Source organism: Brucella sp. TWI559 (genome assembly GCF_039674265.1).
In the GTDB taxonomy this organism is placed as follows: Bacteria; Pseudomonadota; Alphaproteobacteria; order Rhizobiales; family Rhizobiaceae; genus Brucella; species Brucella chromiisoli.
The window spans coordinates 140,764-158,041 of the sequence record NZ_JBDJNE010000005.1 but is presented as its reverse complement, the minus strand read 5'-3'; the positions used below and the strand labels follow the sequence as shown (position 1 = coordinate 158,041).

The window sequence follows — 17,278 nt, the reverse complement described above, 5'->3', positions numbered from 1 at the left end:
TGGAGAGTGGTTTAGATGAAATCCTATATTGTCGCTTATGTGGTCACAGCCTTCGCTTTTCTGGCCATTGATTCAGTCTGGCTGACGAATATGGCCAATGTGTTTTATCGCCCTGCTATGGGCGATATGCTTGCGCCAAGTTTCCGTCTCGCTCCAGCAGTCGTATTCTACGTGATTTTCGTATTTGGACTGGTGTTTTTCGCGGTGCGACCGGGACTTCTCGCAGGAAGTGGAGCCGTTGTGTTGCTCAACGGTGCGCTTTTAGGATTTGTTGCCTATGCGACTTATGACCTGACCAATCAAGCCACATTGAAAAACTGGTCATGGGCCCTGACAATTGTCGATCTGATCTGGGGGACTGTGCTGTCTGCCGTCTCGGCCTATATTGGCTATTGGGTAACGTCGCGTTTGGTCGGCTAGACTGGAGAAGTAATATGCAGAAATTGGGTCTTCTGGCGGTCTTCGTCCTTGTGACGATTACGATTGGTATGACGATGGGTATCAGTTTTCCTCCGGGTGAATGGTATGCATCGCTACAAAAGCCGTGGTTTACGCCGCCCAACGGCGCTTTTGCGCCAATCTGGACGATCCTCTATGTCTTGATTGCGATTGCGGGCTGGCGAACCTGGTTGAAGGACACCGGTTGGCAACGTCGCGGGCCATGGTTTGGTCAAATGGTGCTGAACTTTATCTGGTCGCCTATTTTCTTCGGTGCCCATATGACGATGCTTGGACTGGTGGTTATTATTGGCGCATGGCTTTGCGTGCTGTTGTTCATCATCCGCGCATGGCAGCCTGATCGCATATCCGCATTGTTGTTTTTGCCATATATCGTCTGGCTGTCTTTGGCGACTGCTTTGAATGCAGCCATCGTGGTTCTAAACTGAAAATGAAAAAGGCGGCAATTTTGCCGCCTTTTTCAGATGCCTATCAGCGGTTGAACCATGCGCATCAGCCAACCCTGGAATTTTAGTGGGGCATCCGTCACGGCAAGGCATATGCAATCACCGCCGTTCGAAGCGATTGGTTGATGCACAAGATCGGCATTTGCTTCTTCAATATCGCCACGCGCAAAAATGCCGGTTTCATCTTCGAAACTGCCACAAAGCACCAGCGTCAGCTCGCGTCCGCCGTGGCCGTGTTCGGGTACAGGTTTGCCAGCCGGGATATTCAGCAGCCTGACATTGGTTTCGCCATCATTGATCGCAATCGGCACCTGATAAGCACCACGACCAAGAGATTTCCATTTCAAATCAGGCAGATCGCCACCAACGTAAGAGCGCAGTGGTTCAGGCAGAATGGCAGGCGTTGCAAGGGGTGAGCCGCGATGTTGCACGGGTTGCGGGGGCATCTTCGGCTGATTTGTGAGCCGGTCTTTTACCGAATCCCATGAATCAATTTTGATTTCCTGCGGAGCGACTGTTTCGAGAAGCTCACCGCCAATTTGCTCAAATTGTTTAAGCCGGGAGCGGCAGGCAGGGCAAAGCGCGAGATGTGTTGCGACAGCGATACTCCAGCCTTCAGCCAGTGTTCCGGCTGCATAGCTTGAGAGAAGTTCGTCGCTTAGATGGTGTTGAATGTTCATCACTGCGCTCCCGAATTATCGAGCGCAGAACGCAATTTGCTAAATGCCAGTCGCAGGCGTGATTTCACGGTTCCTAAAGGCAGATTGAGCTTTTTGGCTATCGCACTGTGGGTGCTTTCCTCGAAATAGGCAAGTTCGAGCAATGCGCTTTGCTCTTTTGGCAGGTTCGCCATCGCAGCCCGCAACTGATTGGCGGATTGTTTCTGCGCAATCAGAATGTCGGCAGGCTGCTCTTCATCGGGCACGAAGGCCGGGTCGGTTGGGTCGAATTGCGGACGCCGCGCACGCCGAATGGCATCAATGCGTTGATTGCGTGCAATCGTGAAAATCCAGGTAGACAGGGCTCCTTTGGAAAAATCAAACTGGTCTGCCTTGTTCCAGACTGCAATCATGGTTTCCTGCATCAATTCTTCCGCTGTTTGCGTATCGGCAGACAATTTGGCCATATAGGATTTAACGCGCGGTGCGAAATGTTTGAAAATCGCCTCGAACGCGTCCATGTCGCGCCGCGAACTGACCGCCAGCATCAATTCCTCCAGGGAGGGCTGATTTTCAGAAGCAGTCCGCTCGGTCATCCGTGTTGAATCCCATATGCTCAGATGCGACAAAGCCAGAAGCGGCGAATAGCACTCTATTTTCTTTTGCCACGTCTGTGAGCTGAAGGAAACGTTTGTATTCATAAAGCTTTATACGAAGGCAAAATGAAACTGGATCACAGTCCAGGTAAAACTGTCAATTTTTTGTGCTGTACGGCTGTATGATGGCTGAGTGTCGGGGCTGATAATCTTGCCCATAATCGCGTAAAAGAGTGGTGGCAGTGTCATACTCTACGGCTTTGGAAAAGGCATAGCCTTGCCCAAGCTGGCATCCCATTTTTTCGAGAGTTTTTGCCAATTCAAGCGTTTCAACACCTTCTGCGACGAGTTTGATGTTCAAGTCTCTGGCGATTTGTACAATGCCTTTTACAATCGCGACACTTGGATCACCCGGCACAAGACGGCATACAAAAGACCGGTCAATCTTGATGATGTCGACCGGAACGGTGAGAAGATGGGCCAGTGCAGCAAAGCCAGTGCCAAAATCATCGAGCGCGATACGCACACCCAGTAAGCGAAGGTTTCGAATACCTGATGCAACAACATCGTCGCGCTGCCCGATATAGGCGTTTTCTGTCACCTCTATAATGAGATGGCACAGCGGAACATTATATTGGGCAAATGTCTTTGAAACGAAAGCAGCAAGATCACCCACATAGAAGTCTGCTGCCGTGACGTTAACGCCGACATGCTGAACGGGAAGGCCCAGGTCCAGCCAGCGCCTTATATCCTGCGCAACGATAGAAAGCATATATTGGGTGATCTCGGATGCAATATGCACATCGGAGAAAGATTCCTGAAACATGGCCGCAGAAAGAATGTCACCTGACGGCGTTGTCATACGGCTCAATGCTTCAAAGCCGATTATTTCCTTCGTATCAAGCCGGATGAGTGGCTGATAATGTGCCGTAATACGCTTTTCTTCGAGCGCTTCACGCACTTCCCTGATCGAGTTTCGCCTGTGAACGATCCGGGTGCCGACATTGGCTTGATAAAGCACAAAACTGCCGCGTGCATTTTCCTTGGCATGATAGAGCGCAAAATCCGCATTGCGGCGCACAGTCTGCGGATGCGTATCAAGAGCAGCAAGAACTGCTCCGCCGATCGTCACGCGTGGCAGGATTGTCTGACCGTCACAATGGACAGGCGAAGACAGAGCTTCAAAAACAAGATCTGCCGCATGATCAAGGTCGTAGAGTGCTTTATGGTTCTGGATGATGACGGTAAATTCATCCCCGCCCGTACGGAATGTTATATCCGGCGAAAGAGCCGCTGCAATGCGCGTGGCAATCGTGTTGATCAACACATCACCCACTTCATGGCCAAACGTATCGTTGGTGACTTTGAGGTTATCAATGTCGATAACAAACAAGGCCCAGCTACCGGGTAATTCGCAACGCAATTGCGACAGCGCATCATCAAAGGCTGTGCGATTGGCGACGCCCGTCTGAATATCCACCGTCGCTCTTCGCTCATAATTGAGGATTCGCATTTCGCGCATCATCGCAAGCTTGCAAAGCCCCACAGCTATATCGATGATTTCTTGCTCGGCTGCCGATGGCGTGTGCTTCTCATCAAAATAGACCGCCAATGCGCCCAGAGCATCGCCTGTATCGCTGAGGATGGGGATTGAAGTGCATGCAAGCAGCCCCAGTGGCAGGGCGAGCTGCTTATAACTTGCCCATTTGGGATCGTTTTCAATATCGGAAACGACGACCGGCACTTTGTAATAAATGGCGCGACCGCAAGAGCCGACGTTCGGCCCAACGACAATTCCATTGAAAGAATAGCCGTAACTATCAGGGAGATTTGGCGCGGCGAGCATATGCAGCATTCCCTCCTGATCGACGGAGCAAATCATCGTGCGGGCATTTAAAATCAGCCCTTCAATTCCAAGACACAACTGCTCAAGCGTTTGCTTCAGAGGATTGCCTCTGGCTATCAGCTCAAGAACATTGTTCTGAAATTTTAGCACGCATTCCCCTTCGTTTCGTCGTCTTATTTTGATTGTAATTTTACACGGTTATATCATTTTTCAAAGGACTGTCTTATGGGAGTATCGAATATAGTTACTTCAATATTTATTGAAGATTCATAAGTTTATTGCTTTTTTACTTTGTAGATTGTGAGCCTAAAATTAGAAATTGGTAATAGAAGGCGCACTGTTTCAATAATCGATCATCACCGCACTCATATCACGTTATGTGCCGGTAAATGGCGTGGTCTATGCTTTGGTTTGCATTCTGATAGAAGCGGGTAAGACAATGGATTGGCGCCCCTTCTTATAAGAGAGGTGTTGTGCACGAATTCCCGATGCTGCAAGCGTCGTGATTTGGCCATATGCGCCTGAATGGCAGGCTCAATGTAAAATCACGCCCGTGCCTTGTGGTTTTTGTCATCGCTCTGTCATGGGGGCAGAATAAAAGCGCGCAAACAATCAAAGATTGCGGGCAATGTTACACGTCTCAAATATATGCACTGATTTTGCTGTTCAGGCCGAGGGGATAAGCCTGGCCTATGGCTCAAGCATCATCCTTAAAAACATTGATCTCAATTTGCCAAAAGGCCAGACGCTTGCGCTGCTCGGTCCATCGGGGTGTGGCAAGACCACATTGCTGCGTCTGGTGGCAGGTCTTCTCGCACCAACAACAGGTTCCGTCATGATTAATGGCGTGAAGGTTGCCGATGCTGCAACGGGGCGCTTTTCTCCGCCGGAAAAGCGTCAGCTTGGCATGGTGTTTCAGGATTACGCACTGTGGCCGCACATGTCGGTTTATAGGAATGTCTCGTTTCCGCTTGAAATGCGTGGGGTCGGACGGGCCGAGCGTGAGACTCGTGTGAAATCGGCATTGGATCGGGTTGGCCTTTCGGGTTTTGGTGATCGCTCGATCAGCGATATGTCGGGCGGTCAGCAGCAGCGTGTGGCGATTGCGCGTGCAATTGTTGCCGAACCTGGCCTCGTGCTGTTTGATGAACCGCTTTCCAATCTTGATCGTGAATTGCGTGAAAACATGGTCAGTGAAATCGGCCAGCTTGTCGCCAATCTCGGTCTGACCGTAATTTATGTGACGCATGATCAGAGCGAAGCTTTCTCACTGGCGCATCAGGTGGCGATCATGCGCGCCGGTGTTATCGAACAGCTTGCGGCACCCGAAATGCTCGTTGCGCAGCCGACCACACCAGCGGTTGCCGATTTTCTTCGGCTTGGCTGTGTGGTGCCTGTGGAACGAGCGAGCGCTGGCTATCGGATAGCGCAAACGGACATTCATCTTTCACATCTTACGGCTCCCGAAATGGCCACGCACGTGCTGCTGCCGTCACGCTCGGTTCGCAGTGTTGAAATGAGTGATGCATCGATTCCTGCGACCGTTCTGCGCACACAGTTTCGCAGTGATGGGCACCTGACGACTGTCCTCATCGGTTCACAGCATGAGGGGCATGAACTGACCTATCTTGATAATCATCGTCACACGCCCGGTGTTCCTGTCGGCATAGCAATCAATGCTGAAGAGCTCCGCTGGTTCGCCTAACAATCACTTCACGTCCCATATCTCAGGAGAGATTTATGAAGAAGTCACTTATCGGTGCTGGTATGGCATTTGCCGCAGCTCTGCTCGCAAGCACGGCTGCATTTGCTGACATTACCGTTTATTCAGCTGGTCCCGGCAAACTGATTGAAGGCCTGGCCGCTGGTTTCACAGCCAAGACAGGCACAAAGGTCAATGTCTTTCAGGCAACGACAGGCAAGGTAATGGCGCGTATCGAAGCCGAAGCTGCCAATCCTGTTGTCGATGTTCTGATTTCGGCCTCATGGGATACAGCAACGGATTTCGCCAAGCGCGACTGGCTCGTGGCATACTCAAGCCCAAATGCTGAAAAAGTTCCCGATTTTCTGAAAAATGAAACGGCTGTTGCACAGGGTGTTTCGGCACTTGGCATCGCATGGAATCCAAACAGCAAGACTCCAAAGCCAACCGAATGGGCTGACCTTGCCAAGCCTGAATACAAAGATCTGGTGAACCTTCCAGATCCATCGCAGTCGGGTGCAAGTTTCGAGCTTGTTGCAGCGCTTTCGGAAACGCAGGGCTGGGATCTTTTCAAGAAGCTCCATGAGAATGGTGCGGTTGCTGCCGGTGCTAACGCAGAAGCGCTGAACCCCGTGCTTCAGGGCGCGAAAGCAGCTGTTTTCGGCGCTGTCGATTATATTTCCCTCGCAGGCAAGGCCAAAGGCGAGGCCATTGACGTGATTTTCCCGACATCGGGCACCGTCATTGCGCCGCGTCCGGCCATGATCCTTAAATGGTCCAAAAATCAGGATGAAGCCAAGCAATTCATTGATTACATGCTTTCGGAAGAAGGCCAGAAGATGGTGGCAAAAACCTATCTGATGCCCGCACGTTCCGACATTTCTGCAAACCGTCCTTTGATCAACGATCTAAAGATTCTGAAGATTGATGCAGCGGCCGTTTACGGCAAGCGTGATGAAACGCTGAAAGAGTTCAACGCGATTTTTGGCGCGAAGAAGTAATGAACCGGCGGCTCTCTCAATATTGGGAGAGCCGTTTCATATTGTTTATTTTTAAAAGCGCTGTCATTTTTCCAGACAGCGGGAATACCGCAGAGGCAATCATGAGTGCTAAGACCGCTACTGCTGCAAATCCGCTTGGGCTTGTGGCCGTCATCGGCCTTGCCATTGTCGTTGCGGTTCCGTTTATTTTCATTGTTCTGCAGGCGATTTTCCCGCAGATAGGGCAGGGTGTGTTCAGCGCGCCTTTTGTGCATTTGCCAGCATTGTTTGAAGATCCAAAGCTTATGCGTATGACCGGCAATACCATTTTGCTCGGTGTCAGTGTCGTCGTGCTGTCGGCTATTATCGCAGTGCCGCTCGCTGTGTTCCGAGCACTTTACAAAGTGCCGTTGGCGCTGGTCTGGGACGTGCTGATGCTCGTACCCTTCATGATCCCGCCCTATATTGCAACGCTTGGCTGGATCATGACTTTGCAGCCGCGCGGCTATCTTGAACAGCTTACAGGGTTCAACCTGGCACCATTTCTGTTTTCGCTTGCAGGCATGACATTCGTGATGGCGCTCAACACGTTTCCGCTGGTCTATTTTGCGGTGTCCCGCACGATAGAAGCGGTCGGTGCGCGCTATTCTGACGTGGGCCGCGTGTTTGGTGGATCGCCTTGGCGCGCGTTCTTTCGCATCACACTGCCGCTGGCAACGCCCGGACTTGCAGCAAGCCTGCTGCTCGTTTTCGCTTCAGCAATTGAGGAATATGGCACGCCGGCCGCTCTCGGCAGCCGTTCGGGCTTCGATGTGCTGGTAACGGAAATCGACCTGCGCATATCCGATTGGCCGATTGATCTTTCGGGGGCTGCGGTCTTTTCGCTGGCACTGGTTTTGTTGTCGCTCGCGGCTTTCATGCTTCAGCGCTGGATTTTGACACGCCGTTCTTATGTGACGACTGGCGGCAAACCGCAGAACAAGGACAAGCGTGATCTTGGAGCGTTCAGGGTTCCGGTCGTTATCCTGTTTGGTGTGGTCGCTTTTGCGGCAACCGGCGTGCCGCTCCTTGCCATTCTCGCAACTGCCATGTCGAAAACCATTTCCGGCGGGCTGACGCTGTCCAATCTCGGTTTCGATAATTTTGCTGATATCGCTGATAACAGCGCGGGCGCTATGCGAGCCTTGACAAACAGTCTTTCTTTGGGCGTCGCAAGTGCGCTTCTGACAGGTTTGCTGGGTGCTATCGCTGCCTATGCAGTTGTGAAAATGCGTTTCCGTGGGCGTTTCTGGCTTGATGTTTTAACTGTGTTGCCGAACGCCCTTCCGGGGGTTGTGGTGGCTGTCGGACTGATCCTTGCTTGGAACCAGCCGTCGCTGCTCATCTCGCCTTACAATACGCCGCTCATTCTGCTGCTTGCTTATTGCTGCATTCTGTTGCCGCAGCCGATCCGCTATGCGACAGCGGCGTTTCATCAGATTGGTGACAATCTTGAAGCGGCAGCGCGCGTGTGCGGAGCAAGCAGTTTTACGACCTTCCGCCGCATCATGCTGCCGCTGATCGCACCAAGCTTGATCACCGCAATGCTGCTGGTTTTTGCAGTCGCAACGCGTGAGCTGGTCGCTTCCATTCTGGTGGCACCCGTCGGCATGCAGACGATTTCCATTTTTATCTGGCGGCAGTTTGAACAGGGATCAATTGGGCTTGGCATGGCGATGGCGTTCATTGCGATCCTGTTGACGACGCTGTTGCCGCTGTTGTTGATGGGGCTGCTGAAGCGAACCGGTTTGGTAAAAATCTAATTCTGTCGACAAATTGCGTACAGAGATTTATCCTTTCAGCATGCCACAGAGTCCGTGGCAGAGGCTGAAAGGAATAAGCAATGTCTCTCACCACTCAACACCCAAGCATTTCCAATGATGAGCGGTTGGCGCGTATTGATGTACTGCGCCGTCGTTTGAGCGAAAAAAACATTGGTGCCTTGCTGCTTGGGTCCACCGAGAGCCTGCTTTATTACACTGGCCTTGTCTGGCATTCGAGCGAGCGCCTACTTGGTGCAGTCATTACGCAAAGCGAGATTGTCTATATCGTTCCGGGTTTTGAGCAGAGCCGAGTGGAAAGCCTTCCGCATTTGGCTGGCGAAATCCGCATCTGGCAGGAAGAACAAAACAGTGCCGCCCTTGTGGCTTTTCTGCTGAAAGCCGGTGAAACGCTGGCTGTTGATGATGCTGTGCCGCTCTTTGTCTATAATGCTTTATGCAGAGAAATCGGTGCTGAGCGTCTTGTTGACGCTGGTCCGATCATTCGCGAACAGCGTATCGTTAAATCGCAGACCGAAATCGACATCATTAAATATGCCATGGGGCTGACACTGGAAGTGCATCGCCGCGCGCATCAGTTCATTCGTCCGGGCATTGCCGCTTCTGATGTCGTGCGCTTTATCGATGAGCAGCATCGTGAATTGGGCGCTGATGGCGGCTCGACCTTCTGCATTGTCTCTTTTGGCGAGGCAACATCGCTGCCGCATGGCGCGGATGGTGAGCAGTTTTATAAAAATGGCGATGTTATTCTGGTCGATACGGGTTGTCGGATTGATGGCTATCACTCTGATCTCACCCGCACCTATATGCTGGATGCGCCGACCGCCGAATTTGAGCGTATCTGGACGATTGAACGGCAGGCGCAGCAGGCCGTGTTTGATGCTGCAAAGATAGGGGCTGCCTGTTCCAGCCTTGATGATGCCGCTCGCGCCATACTGGTCAAGCATGGGTTGGGGCCGGATTATCAGCTCCCCGGTCTTCCGCATCGTGCGGGTCATGGTCTGGGACTGGAAATCCATGAAGCGCCTTACATTGTTCGTGGTAATTCGCTGCCGCTCCAGCCGGGCATGTGCTTCTCGAATGAGCCGATGATTGTCGTACCGGGACAGTTTGGCGTGCGTCTTGAAGATCATATTTATATGAGTGCTGAAGGCGCGCAGTGGTTTACGCAGCCTGCCAAGGGACCAACAGAACCTTTCTCCTGATAACCGCAAAAGGATATGCTGATGACGGAAAGCGATATGAACGCCATCCCTGAACGCAAGCGCGGTTCTGGTGGGAAAATGGTCTATGACCTGCTGCGCGATGAAATCCTCGATCTGGTGCTGCCGCCTGGCAGCCCAATTGATGAGGTGCAGCTTGCAGAGCGGTTTAAAATGTCTCGCACCCCAATCCGCGAAGCTTTGGTGCGGCTGGCAGGTGAGGGGCTGATCGATACGCTGCCCAATCGTTCGACCATGGTATCGAATATCGATTTCCTCAATATGCACACCTATTTCGACGCGTTGACTTTGATGTATCGCGCCACGACCCAGCTTGCCGCCAAAAATCATCGGCAGGAAGATCTGGACATTATAGCGTTACATCAGGTGGAGTTCACGAAGGCTGTGGAAGCGCAGGATGCGCTTTTGATGATTGCGACCAATGCAGAGCTTCATCTTGCAATCGCCGAGGCGGGGCGTAATCCATATTTTACAAATCTTTTCAAGCGTTTGTTGGATGAGGGCCGACGCATTCTCCGTCTCTATTATCAATCCTATAATGATCAATTGCCTCGCCGTTTCGTGGAGGAACATGAAGAAATGATCGCCGCAATTGCTGCACGCGACATGAAGCTGGCGGAACAGCTTGCCCATGAACATGCCGAGCAGATCGTGCGTCAGGTGCAGAAACTCGTCATGCGTGAAGACCGTCTGGAAATAAACCTGTAGTGCCGTGTAATTTCTGTCGACAAATAAAATACAAACTGATATATCAGATATGGAGGGCCGAAAATGGCAATCGCCATCACAGGCCAATGGCTCTGGTTTTGTTTGTAGCATTGCCTGCATAAGTTGTTTGTCGGCAATACTCTGAGAGGATTTCTACATGGCTGCCAATATCTTTACCGGCGTGATTCCGGCTCTGATGACCCCTTGCAAAGATGATCGAACGCCTGATTTTGATGCGCTGGTGCGCAAGGGTAAGGAACTGATCGCCGATGGTATGTCGGCTGTCGTTTATTGTGGTTCGATGGGCGACTGGCCGCTCCTCACAGATGAACAGCGTATGGAAGGTGTTGCACGCCTGACCGCCGCCGGGGTTCCTGTTGTTGTTGGCACTGGTGCCGTGAATACAACCATTGCCGCCGCCCATGCAGCGCATGCGCAGAAGGTCGGCGCCAAGGGCCTTATGGTTATCCCGCGCCTTCTTTCGCGTGGTTCGGTTGTTGCGGCTCAGAAAGATCATTTCAAGACTGTTCTTTCGGCAGCGCCCGATCTTCCAGCCGTCATCTACAACAGCCCATATTATGGCTATTCAACCCGTGCCGATCTGTTTTTCGCCTTGCGTGCAGAGCATCCAAACCTCGTTGGTTTCAAGGAATTTGGTGGGCCTGCTGACATGCGTTATGCAGCCGAAAACATCACCAGTCGCGATGATGAAGTCACGCTGATGGTTGGCGTTGATACGGCTGTGTTCCACGGCTTCGTTAATTGTGGAGCAACAGGTGCGATCACAGGTATCGGCAATGTGCTTCCAAAAGAAGTTATTCATCTTTGTAAGCTTTCGCAGGCCGCAGCAGCAGGCGACGCTGACGCCCGTCAGCGCGCGCTTGAACTCGAACAGGCGCTTGCCGTTCTTTCATCTTTCGATGAAGGCCCGGACCTCGTTCTTCATTTCAAGCACATGATGGTTCTGAAGGGGGACAAGGAATATACGCTGCACTTTAATGCAAGCGATGCCCTGTCAGACAGCCAGCGTGGTTATGTTGAAGCGCAGTTCAAGCTGTTCAACAAGTGGTATGCCGAGTGGAGCAAGCTGCCTGGCGCTGTTCAGACATACAAGGCTTGACATAGCCATAGATTGAAAACAACTTCGTGCTGTCCGAGGGATGTAGCCTGGAGCGCATTCCGAAAAGTGTGAAACGGTTTTCTGACCAAGATGCGCATAAAAACAAAAAGATAGAGCGAGCAATCGGGTACGGTTAAGCGCGCACGCTCTGTCCAGAAGGTTTGTCAGCAGTTTGATGGCCGGGTGATTTATCACCCGGCCATTTTGATTAGTCTTTTGTTACTGTGGCGACATAGTTGGCATCAGCAACCATGTTGAAGTTATGCACATTCGCACCCGTTGCAGCTGTTTCGATCTGTTGATAGATAACAGCGATCGGGCTTGTTTCCTGAAACTTCTTCTGAATATCGTGGTACATTGCTTCGCGCTTGGTCGTGTCGCGCTCTTCGGCTGCTGCCATAGTTTCAGCAGTCAGTTCAGGAATGTCCCATGAAGCCTGCCATGCAGTGGTCCGCAAATTAACTTCATCGCCATTGTTCGGATTGTTGGTGAAGGTGACGGCATTCGTATGTGGATCCCAATAGTCCGGCCCCCAGATGCCGAGGGCAAGCTGGTGCTTGCGTGCGCGGACTTTTGTTGTCGTCAGTTTGCCGTCGCCCTGCAAAATCTCGACATTCACGCCCGCCTTTGCCATTGTCTGCTGAATGCTTTCAGCAATGCCGACATAAGGTTGGTTGTTGCGGACGTCTAAGGTGACGCTGATGCCGTCTTTTAATCCAGCTTTTTCAAGCAGTTCCTTGGCTTTTTCAACGTTGTAATCGAACGGATTGTCGTCCGTAGCGCCAAACATGCCAACCGGCAGGAAGGACTGATGCTTGCGGCCAATTCCCTTGATCAGGGTGCCTTCGATGGTGTCGTAATCAATCAGATATTTCAGTGCCTGACGCACTTCCGGCTTGGCGAGTTCAGGGACACTCTGATTCATCGACAGATAATAGACGCGTCCCTTGGGGGCGTTGATGATGTTGAACTTGCTGTCCTTTGCCAGCTGCTCAATATCTCCCGGTTCCAGATTGCGTGCGATATCGATGTCGCCGGCCTCAAGCAAAAGCCGCTGCGACATGCCTTCCTTCACATGGCGGTAGATCACACGCTTCATTGCAGGCTTGGCGTCGGTATAATTGTCATTCCGTTCCAGCAAAAGTACTTCATTGGCACGCCATTGCTTGAGTGCAAACGGACCCGATCCTGCATAATTGTTCTTCAGCCATTCATAGCCAAAGTCAGTTTCATAGGGATATGTCTCGGTTTTTTCAGTTTTCTGCTCATGTTCCTTGACCAACTTGCTATCGACGAGCGAGGCGACGCTGGAGGTCAAACAGTTGAGAACAAAGCTTGGCGCAAAAGGCTTGCCGGTGGTGAAAACAAAGGTCTTATCGTCAACGGCTACTGCATTTTGCTCAACATTATCAGGCGTAATGCCAAACTGGCTGAGGATGAAAGCGGGACTTTTATCAAGTTTAATTGCACGTTGTATGGAGTAAGCCGCATCTTGCGCGGTAATCGGATTGCCCGAAGCAAACTTCAAGCCGTCGCGGATTTTGAATGTAATCGACTTACCATCATCAGAAAAAGTCCAGCTTTCGGCGATCTGCGGAATGATCTTAGTCGGATCCTTGGTATCTGTCGTTACCAGACGTTCGTAGGTGCTGGTCAGCATTTCCGATGTGGTAATTTCAAAAATTTCTGCCGGGTCGAGCGAAATGATGTCATCAATGCTCATTGCAATCACCAGCGTGTCAGCGGGTGTCGCAGCTTCTACAGCTTGCGGCGATGCAGAAAGGCATAGGGCGAATATGAGTGCAGTTGGAATAGTTGAGCGCTTCAGGCGCCTCGGAGCGGTAGTCTTCATGCTTTTTCCTCTGGAGATCCAGGCTTCTGGGAGCCGGTAATCATCAATATTTTGCGGGTTTCAAGGGCGCTTCGGCGGAGGCGACTCTTAATATCGCAATTCATAATAGATTCCGGTTTTTCAACGGGCACAAGAGTTAGACAAATTTAGACGTAAATAAAAAGCGGCTGAAAATTCCAGCCGCTTTTGGTTTAGGAAATGGCATCCAGACCTTTTTCCAGAAGGAGATCAAGCTGGTCGATTTCTGCTTTGGTGAGCTTGACGCCATCGCTTTCAGATTCCGCGCGTGCCTTGAAGCGGCGCTGCGATGGCAGGCGAGCGCCCTGACCGACGATCGCCTCAAAGAAAGCTTCCGCACGGGCAAATGGATCGCCGGGTCGGCCCTTGGCAAAGGCTTCCGGTGAAAATGCGATGATGAGCTCGCCATGCACTGGCGACAATGTGGTGGTGCCGAGGAAATCGAGCACTTCGGGGCTGGTCAGGTCGCCGATCATGATGGCAGCAAGCAGTTCAACCATTGTGCTGATTGCCGACCCCTTATGCCCGCCAAACGGCAGCATGGCACCTGCCAGTGCAGTTTCTGGATCGGTCGTCGGGTTGCCTTCTGCATCCAGCGCCCAGCCTTCCGGCAATTGCTTGCCTGCGCGGCGATGCAGTTCGATCTCGCCACGCGCCGCAACAGAGGTTGCAAAGTCAAAGACATAAGGCGATGTTTCCTTGCGTGGCCAGCCAAAGGCAAAAGGATTGGTGCCGAGCAATGGCTTGTTGCCGCCGGTTGGCGCAACCGTTGCGTAGCTTGGGCACATGACGAGTGCTGCGAGACCTTCGCTCGTCAGCGCTTCGACTTCCGGCCAGAGTGCCGAAAAATGCGTGCAGTCGTTGATGACGAGGGCGGCTAAGCCGTTCTTACGTGCGCGCTCGGCAAGCACAGGGACGCCCAACTCGAAAGCCGGGTTTGCAAAGCCGAAATTCGCATTGACGCGCACGATGCTGGAGGCTTCATCTTTCACGATTTCAGGAATTGCGTCTGCTTTTACCTTCCCGGCCTTGACTGTGCGAAGCGCACCCTCGATACGGTATATGCCGTGAGATTTGCAGTGATCGCGTTCACCCGCAACAATCACACGAGCGACGGCAGCAGCCTGTATAGCGTTTAACCCTGCTTTACGAAAAATCGCCTCTACGCGGTCGTGAAGGCTAGCAATGCTCAGGATGGTCGTCTCGCTCATTATGCGTCTTTCATGGCTGCGCCTGACAGGAGGTGTCTACAGGCAATTGATATCTGCGCACACACTGTATACAAAGATTTAGGGTATACAATCATTAGGTATGTGCAATTTAGATGTAGCCGGATACTGGCTTAATTGTACGTCGATTTCTACAGGAGGATGAACGAATGGCATTCACGCCCAAAGGAAAACACCTTGTTGCTGGCGAGTGGCTCGACGGAGCCGGCACTTTTGAATCTTCACCAGCAAGTGGGCCTGCTCATTCGTTTGCAGTTGGTACAGTTGATCTGGTGAATCGTGCTTGTGAAGCAGCTGAAGACGCTTTCTGGTCTTACGGCTATTCAACCCGTGCCGAACGTGCTCAGTTCCTGCGCGCAATCGCTGATGAAATTGAAGCACGCATTGCCGATATCGTCGTGATTGGCTCACAGGAAACCGGCTTGCCGGAAGCACGACTTCAAGGCGAAACCGGACGCACTACCGGCCAGCTTCGGCTGTTCGCCGACCATATCGAAAAGGGTGACTATCTTGATCGCCGTTTTGATGCAGCGCTTCCTGATCGTCAGCCAGCGCCGCGTCCTGAAATTCGTCTGGTTCAGCGTCCAATCGGGCCTGTCGCAGTTTTTGGTGCATCGAACTTTCCGATGGCGTTTTCGACTGCCGGGGGTGATACCGCAGCAGCGCTTGCAGCCGGTTGCCCTGTGGTCGTGAAGGGCCATTCGGCCCATCCGGGAACGGGTGAAATTGTTGCGCAAGCCGTAGAAGCCGCAATCAAGAAGACCGGCGTTCATCCAGGTGTGTTCTCGCTCATTCAGGGCGGTCGCCGTGATGTCGGTCATGCGCTCGTTCAGAACCCTTATATCAAGGCTGTTGGCTTCACGGGCTCTCTCGCCGGTGGCCGTGCATTGTTTGACCTTTGCGCTGCGCGTCCAGAGCCTATTCCATTCTTTGGTGAGCTAGGTTCGGTTAATCCGATGTTCCTGCTGCCGGAAGCCATGAAGGCGCGCGCCGAAACGCTCGGACAGGGCTGGGCCGGCTCGCTCACCATGGGTGCTGGTCAGTTCTGCACCAATCCCGGCATCGCCGTCGTTCTTGATGGTGCTGATGCCGATCGCTTCACTGCGGCAACTGTTGAGGGGCTAAAGAAAGTCGCTCCGCAGACCATGCTGACTGATGGTATTGCGCAGGCATATCATGAAGGCAAAGAGCGTTTTGATACGCGCAATGCAGTCAAGCCGCTCTACGAAACCGAGTCGTCGGGTCGTCAGGCTTCGCCAAACCTGTTTGAAACAACCGGTGAACGCTTCCTGTCCGATCATGCGCTTGGTGAAGAAGTGTTCGGTCCTCTCGGACTGGTTGTCCGCGTGGGTTCAGTCGATGAGATGGAAAAGCTTGCTCGCGGCTTTGAAGGCCAGCTGACCACGACCATTCATATGGATGCTGGCGACATTGCCTCTGCACAGAAGCTCCTTCCGGTGCTGGAACGCAAGGCAGGCCGTGTTCTCGTCAACGGCTTCCCCACCGGTGTTGAAGTGGTCGACTCGATGGTTCATGGCGGACCATATCCGGCTTCCACAAACTTCGGTGCAACCAGTGTGGGCACGATGTCGATCCGGCGCTTCCTGCGCCCGGTTTCTTACCAGAATTTCCCAAAGGAACTTCTGCCAGAAGATTTCGCATAATCGCGTAGACATGAAACCAGAAAGCCCCTCCAATAGAGGGGCTTTCTTCATTGGTTACTCGTAAAGCGCCGCAGCCAGTTTTCGGATTGCATCGGCTGTGCGTGGGCCAAATCCCAGCATATATGGTCCTTCCAGTACAATCAGTGACCGGCTGCGCGCGGCAGGCGTTTCTTGTAACGCTTTGTGTGAAAAGACATCTTCGTGCGTTGGCCCGCCATTGCCGTCAGAGAGCATCAAAACAATGTCCGGTTCAGCCTTGGCCAGCCATTCTTCGGATACAGGCTTATAGCCGGAATAGGCTGAAAGCGGATTGATCCCGCCTGCATAACGGATAAAAGCATCGGCTGCCGTGTCGCTGCCCGCACCGCTCAGACGCGCCAAACCATGAAAGAAGACCACTTTCTTTTGCTTGTCTGCCGATATTCTGCTGGCATAAGCCGTGGCCGCATCAAAATCGTCGATGACTGTCTGCGTCAGGGTTTCACCTTGCTGTTTCCGACCGAGACGCTGTGCAATGAGGCCGATTTTTTTGATCAGTCCCTCTCGGGTGTTGTCTACGGGAACATAGAGAATTTCGACCGCTGATTGGTTGAGCACATCGGTTGTTTCCGGCGGACCAATATCTTCAGATGCAATAATCAGGTCCGTGTCGAGCGCCAGAATACCCTCTGGCGAAAGGCTGCGCCGGTAGCCAACATTGGCTTTAGCGGCAGTCTCGGCTGGAAATTTACTGCTTCGGTCAACAGCGATGATCCTGTCGCCTGCTCCCAGTGCGAAAATGATTTCCGTTATATCGGAGCCGAGAGAGACAATGCGTTTGGCGGGAGTATTTTCCGCAAAGGCCATCAGTGGTGCAACATGAAGCAGTATTAGCACAAACAGGGATTTTGCTATGCTGCGCAACAGGAAAACCCGGAGAGGATGTAAGAAATGCACGCCTGCCTGCCCATTTATTC

Annotated in this window: 15 protein-coding genes; 9 read left to right on the top strand and 6 right to left on the bottom strand. The window is 52.3% G+C overall.

Going from position 1 to position 17,278, the window contains the following annotated elements; genetic code table 11:
* Positions 1–15 precede the first annotated feature (15 nt).
* Together ABE530_RS09155 and ABE530_RS09150 are read left to right on the top strand one after the other, a co-directional pair.
* Entirely contained in the window at positions 16–420 is a 405-nt protein-coding gene (locus tag ABE530_RS09155) for a DUF2177 family protein (protein ID WP_265984008.1), read from the top strand.
* A 14-nt stretch (positions 421–434) separates the two neighbouring features.
* The gene (locus ABE530_RS09150; protein WP_499694327.1) at positions 435–887 is read left to right on the top strand and encodes a TspO/MBR family protein; all 453 of its coding nucleotides are present in this window, start codon (positions 435–437) and stop codon (positions 885–887) included.
* A gap of 32 nt (positions 888–919) precedes the next feature.
* On the opposite strand, the gene ABE530_RS09145 is transcribed toward ABE530_RS09150, so the two are convergent.
* The 3 genes from ABE530_RS09145 to ABE530_RS09135 all read right to left on the bottom strand — a co-directional run bounded on the left by ABE530_RS09145 (position 920) and on the right by ABE530_RS09135 (position 4,156).
* A complete protein-coding gene (locus tag ABE530_RS09145) occupies positions 920–1,585 on the bottom strand; it encodes a ChrR family anti-sigma-E factor (RefSeq protein WP_499694326.1) in 666 nt (221 codons plus the stop codon).
* Entirely contained in the window at positions 1,585–2,160 is a 576-nt protein-coding gene (locus ABE530_RS09140; RefSeq protein ID WP_499694325.1) for a sigma-70 family RNA polymerase sigma factor, read from the bottom strand. The genes ABE530_RS09145 and ABE530_RS09140 overlap by 1 nt, the downstream gene beginning before the upstream one ends.
* Before the next feature lie 157 nt (positions 2,161–2,317).
* Entirely contained in the window at positions 2,318–4,156 is a 1,839-nt protein-coding gene (locus tag ABE530_RS09135) for a bifunctional diguanylate cyclase/phosphodiesterase (protein ID WP_499694324.1), read from the bottom strand.
* A gap of 478 nt (positions 4,157–4,634) precedes the next feature.
* On the opposite strand from ABE530_RS09135, the gene ABE530_RS09130 reads away from it, so the two are divergent.
* The 6 genes from ABE530_RS09130 (at position 4,635) to ABE530_RS09105 (ending at position 11,559) form a co-directional block, all read left to right on the top strand.
* On the top strand, positions 4,635–5,711 hold the full coding sequence (locus ABE530_RS09130; protein ID WP_499694323.1) for an ABC transporter ATP-binding protein: 1,077 nt from the start codon (positions 4,635–4,637) through the stop codon (positions 5,709–5,711).
* Between the two features lie 35 nt (positions 5,712–5,746).
* Positions 5,747–6,709, top strand: coding sequence for an ABC transporter substrate-binding protein (locus tag ABE530_RS09125; RefSeq protein WP_499694322.1), 963 nt, complete (start codon positions 5,747–5,749; stop codon positions 6,707–6,709).
* A 101-nt stretch (positions 6,710–6,810) separates the two neighbouring features.
* Positions 6,811–8,490, top strand: coding sequence for an ABC transporter permease (locus ABE530_RS09120; RefSeq protein ID WP_499694321.1), 1,680 nt, complete (start codon positions 6,811–6,813; stop codon positions 8,488–8,490).
* 80 nt (positions 8,491–8,570) lie between these two features.
* A complete protein-coding gene (locus tag ABE530_RS09115) occupies positions 8,571–9,713 on the top strand; it encodes a M24 family metallopeptidase (RefSeq protein ID WP_499694320.1) in 1,143 nt (380 codons plus the stop codon).
* A gap of 21 nt (positions 9,714–9,734) precedes the next feature.
* A complete protein-coding gene (locus tag ABE530_RS09110) occupies positions 9,735–10,439 on the top strand; it encodes a GntR family transcriptional regulator (RefSeq protein WP_396996150.1) in 705 nt (234 codons plus the stop codon).
* Positions 10,440–10,596: 157 nt separating this feature from the next.
* Positions 10,597–11,559 (top strand): dihydrodipicolinate synthase family protein, encoded by a 963-nt coding sequence (locus ABE530_RS09105; RefSeq protein ID WP_499694319.1) that lies wholly within the window; start codon positions 10,597–10,599, stop codon positions 11,557–11,559.
* Positions 11,560–11,767: 208 nt separating this feature from the next.
* On the opposite strand, the gene ABE530_RS09100 is transcribed toward ABE530_RS09105, so the two are convergent.
* Both ABE530_RS09100 and ABE530_RS09095 read right to left on the bottom strand, forming a co-directional pair.
* Positions 11,768–13,411, bottom strand: a complete 1,644-nt coding sequence (locus ABE530_RS09100; protein WP_265984019.1) for an ABC transporter substrate-binding protein — start codon at positions 13,409–13,411, stop codon at positions 11,768–11,770.
* A 191-nt stretch (positions 13,412–13,602) separates the two neighbouring features.
* Positions 13,603–14,640, bottom strand: a complete 1,038-nt coding sequence (locus tag ABE530_RS09095; RefSeq protein WP_499694318.1) for an Ldh family oxidoreductase — start codon at positions 14,638–14,640, stop codon at positions 13,603–13,605.
* Positions 14,641–14,807: 167 nt separating this feature from the next.
* Between ABE530_RS09095 and ABE530_RS09090 the strand changes: the two genes are divergently transcribed.
* Positions 14,808–16,322 carry an aldehyde dehydrogenase (NADP(+)) gene (locus ABE530_RS09090; RefSeq protein WP_499694317.1) on the top strand — a complete coding sequence of 505 codons (1,515 nt, stop codon included), beginning with the start codon at positions 14,808–14,810 and terminating at the stop codon, positions 16,320–16,322.
* A 54-nt stretch (positions 16,323–16,376) separates the two neighbouring features.
* Here the strand turns inward: ABE530_RS09090 and ABE530_RS09085 are convergent, their stop codons facing one another.
* Positions 16,377–17,198 (bottom strand): heme/hemin ABC transporter substrate-binding protein, encoded by an 822-nt coding sequence (locus tag ABE530_RS09085; RefSeq protein WP_499694316.1) that lies wholly within the window; start codon positions 17,196–17,198, stop codon positions 16,377–16,379.
* Between the last annotated feature and the right edge of the window lie 80 nt (positions 17,199–17,278).

Coding starts and splice junctions, on each gene's coding strand:
- ABE530_RS09155 (WP_265984008.1), top strand. CDS start 16: ATGAAATCCTATATTGTCGCTTATGTGGTCACAGCCTTCGCTTTTCTG.
- ABE530_RS09150 (WP_499694327.1), top strand. CDS start 435: ATGCAGAAATTGGGTCTTCTGGCGGTCTTCGTCCTTGTGACGATTACG.
- ABE530_RS09145 (WP_499694326.1), bottom strand. CDS start 1,585: ATGAACATTCAACACCATCTAAGCGACGAACTTCTCTCAAGCTATGCA.
- ABE530_RS09140 (WP_499694325.1), bottom strand. CDS start 2,160: ATGACCGAGCGGACTGCTTCTGAAAATCAGCCCTCCCTGGAGGAATTG.
- ABE530_RS09130 (WP_499694323.1), top strand. CDS start 4,635: ATGTTACACGTCTCAAATATATGCACTGATTTTGCTGTTCAGGCCGAG.
- ABE530_RS09125 (WP_499694322.1), top strand. CDS start 5,747: ATGAAGAAGTCACTTATCGGTGCTGGTATGGCATTTGCCGCAGCTCTG.
- ABE530_RS09120 (WP_499694321.1), top strand. CDS start 6,811: ATGAGTGCTAAGACCGCTACTGCTGCAAATCCGCTTGGGCTTGTGGCC.
- ABE530_RS09115 (WP_499694320.1), top strand. CDS start 8,571: ATGTCTCTCACCACTCAACACCCAAGCATTTCCAATGATGAGCGGTTG.
- ABE530_RS09110 (WP_396996150.1), top strand. CDS start 9,735: ATGACGGAAAGCGATATGAACGCCATCCCTGAACGCAAGCGCGGTTCT.
- ABE530_RS09105 (WP_499694319.1), top strand. CDS start 10,597: ATGGCTGCCAATATCTTTACCGGCGTGATTCCGGCTCTGATGACCCCT.
- ABE530_RS09100 (WP_265984019.1), bottom strand. CDS start 13,411: ATGAAGACTACCGCTCCGAGGCGCCTGAAGCGCTCAACTATTCCAACT.
- ABE530_RS09095 (WP_499694318.1), bottom strand. CDS start 14,640: ATGAGCGAGACGACCATCCTGAGCATTGCTAGCCTTCACGACCGCGTA.
- ABE530_RS09090 (WP_499694317.1), top strand. CDS start 14,808: ATGGCATTCACGCCCAAAGGAAAACACCTTGTTGCTGGCGAGTGGCTC.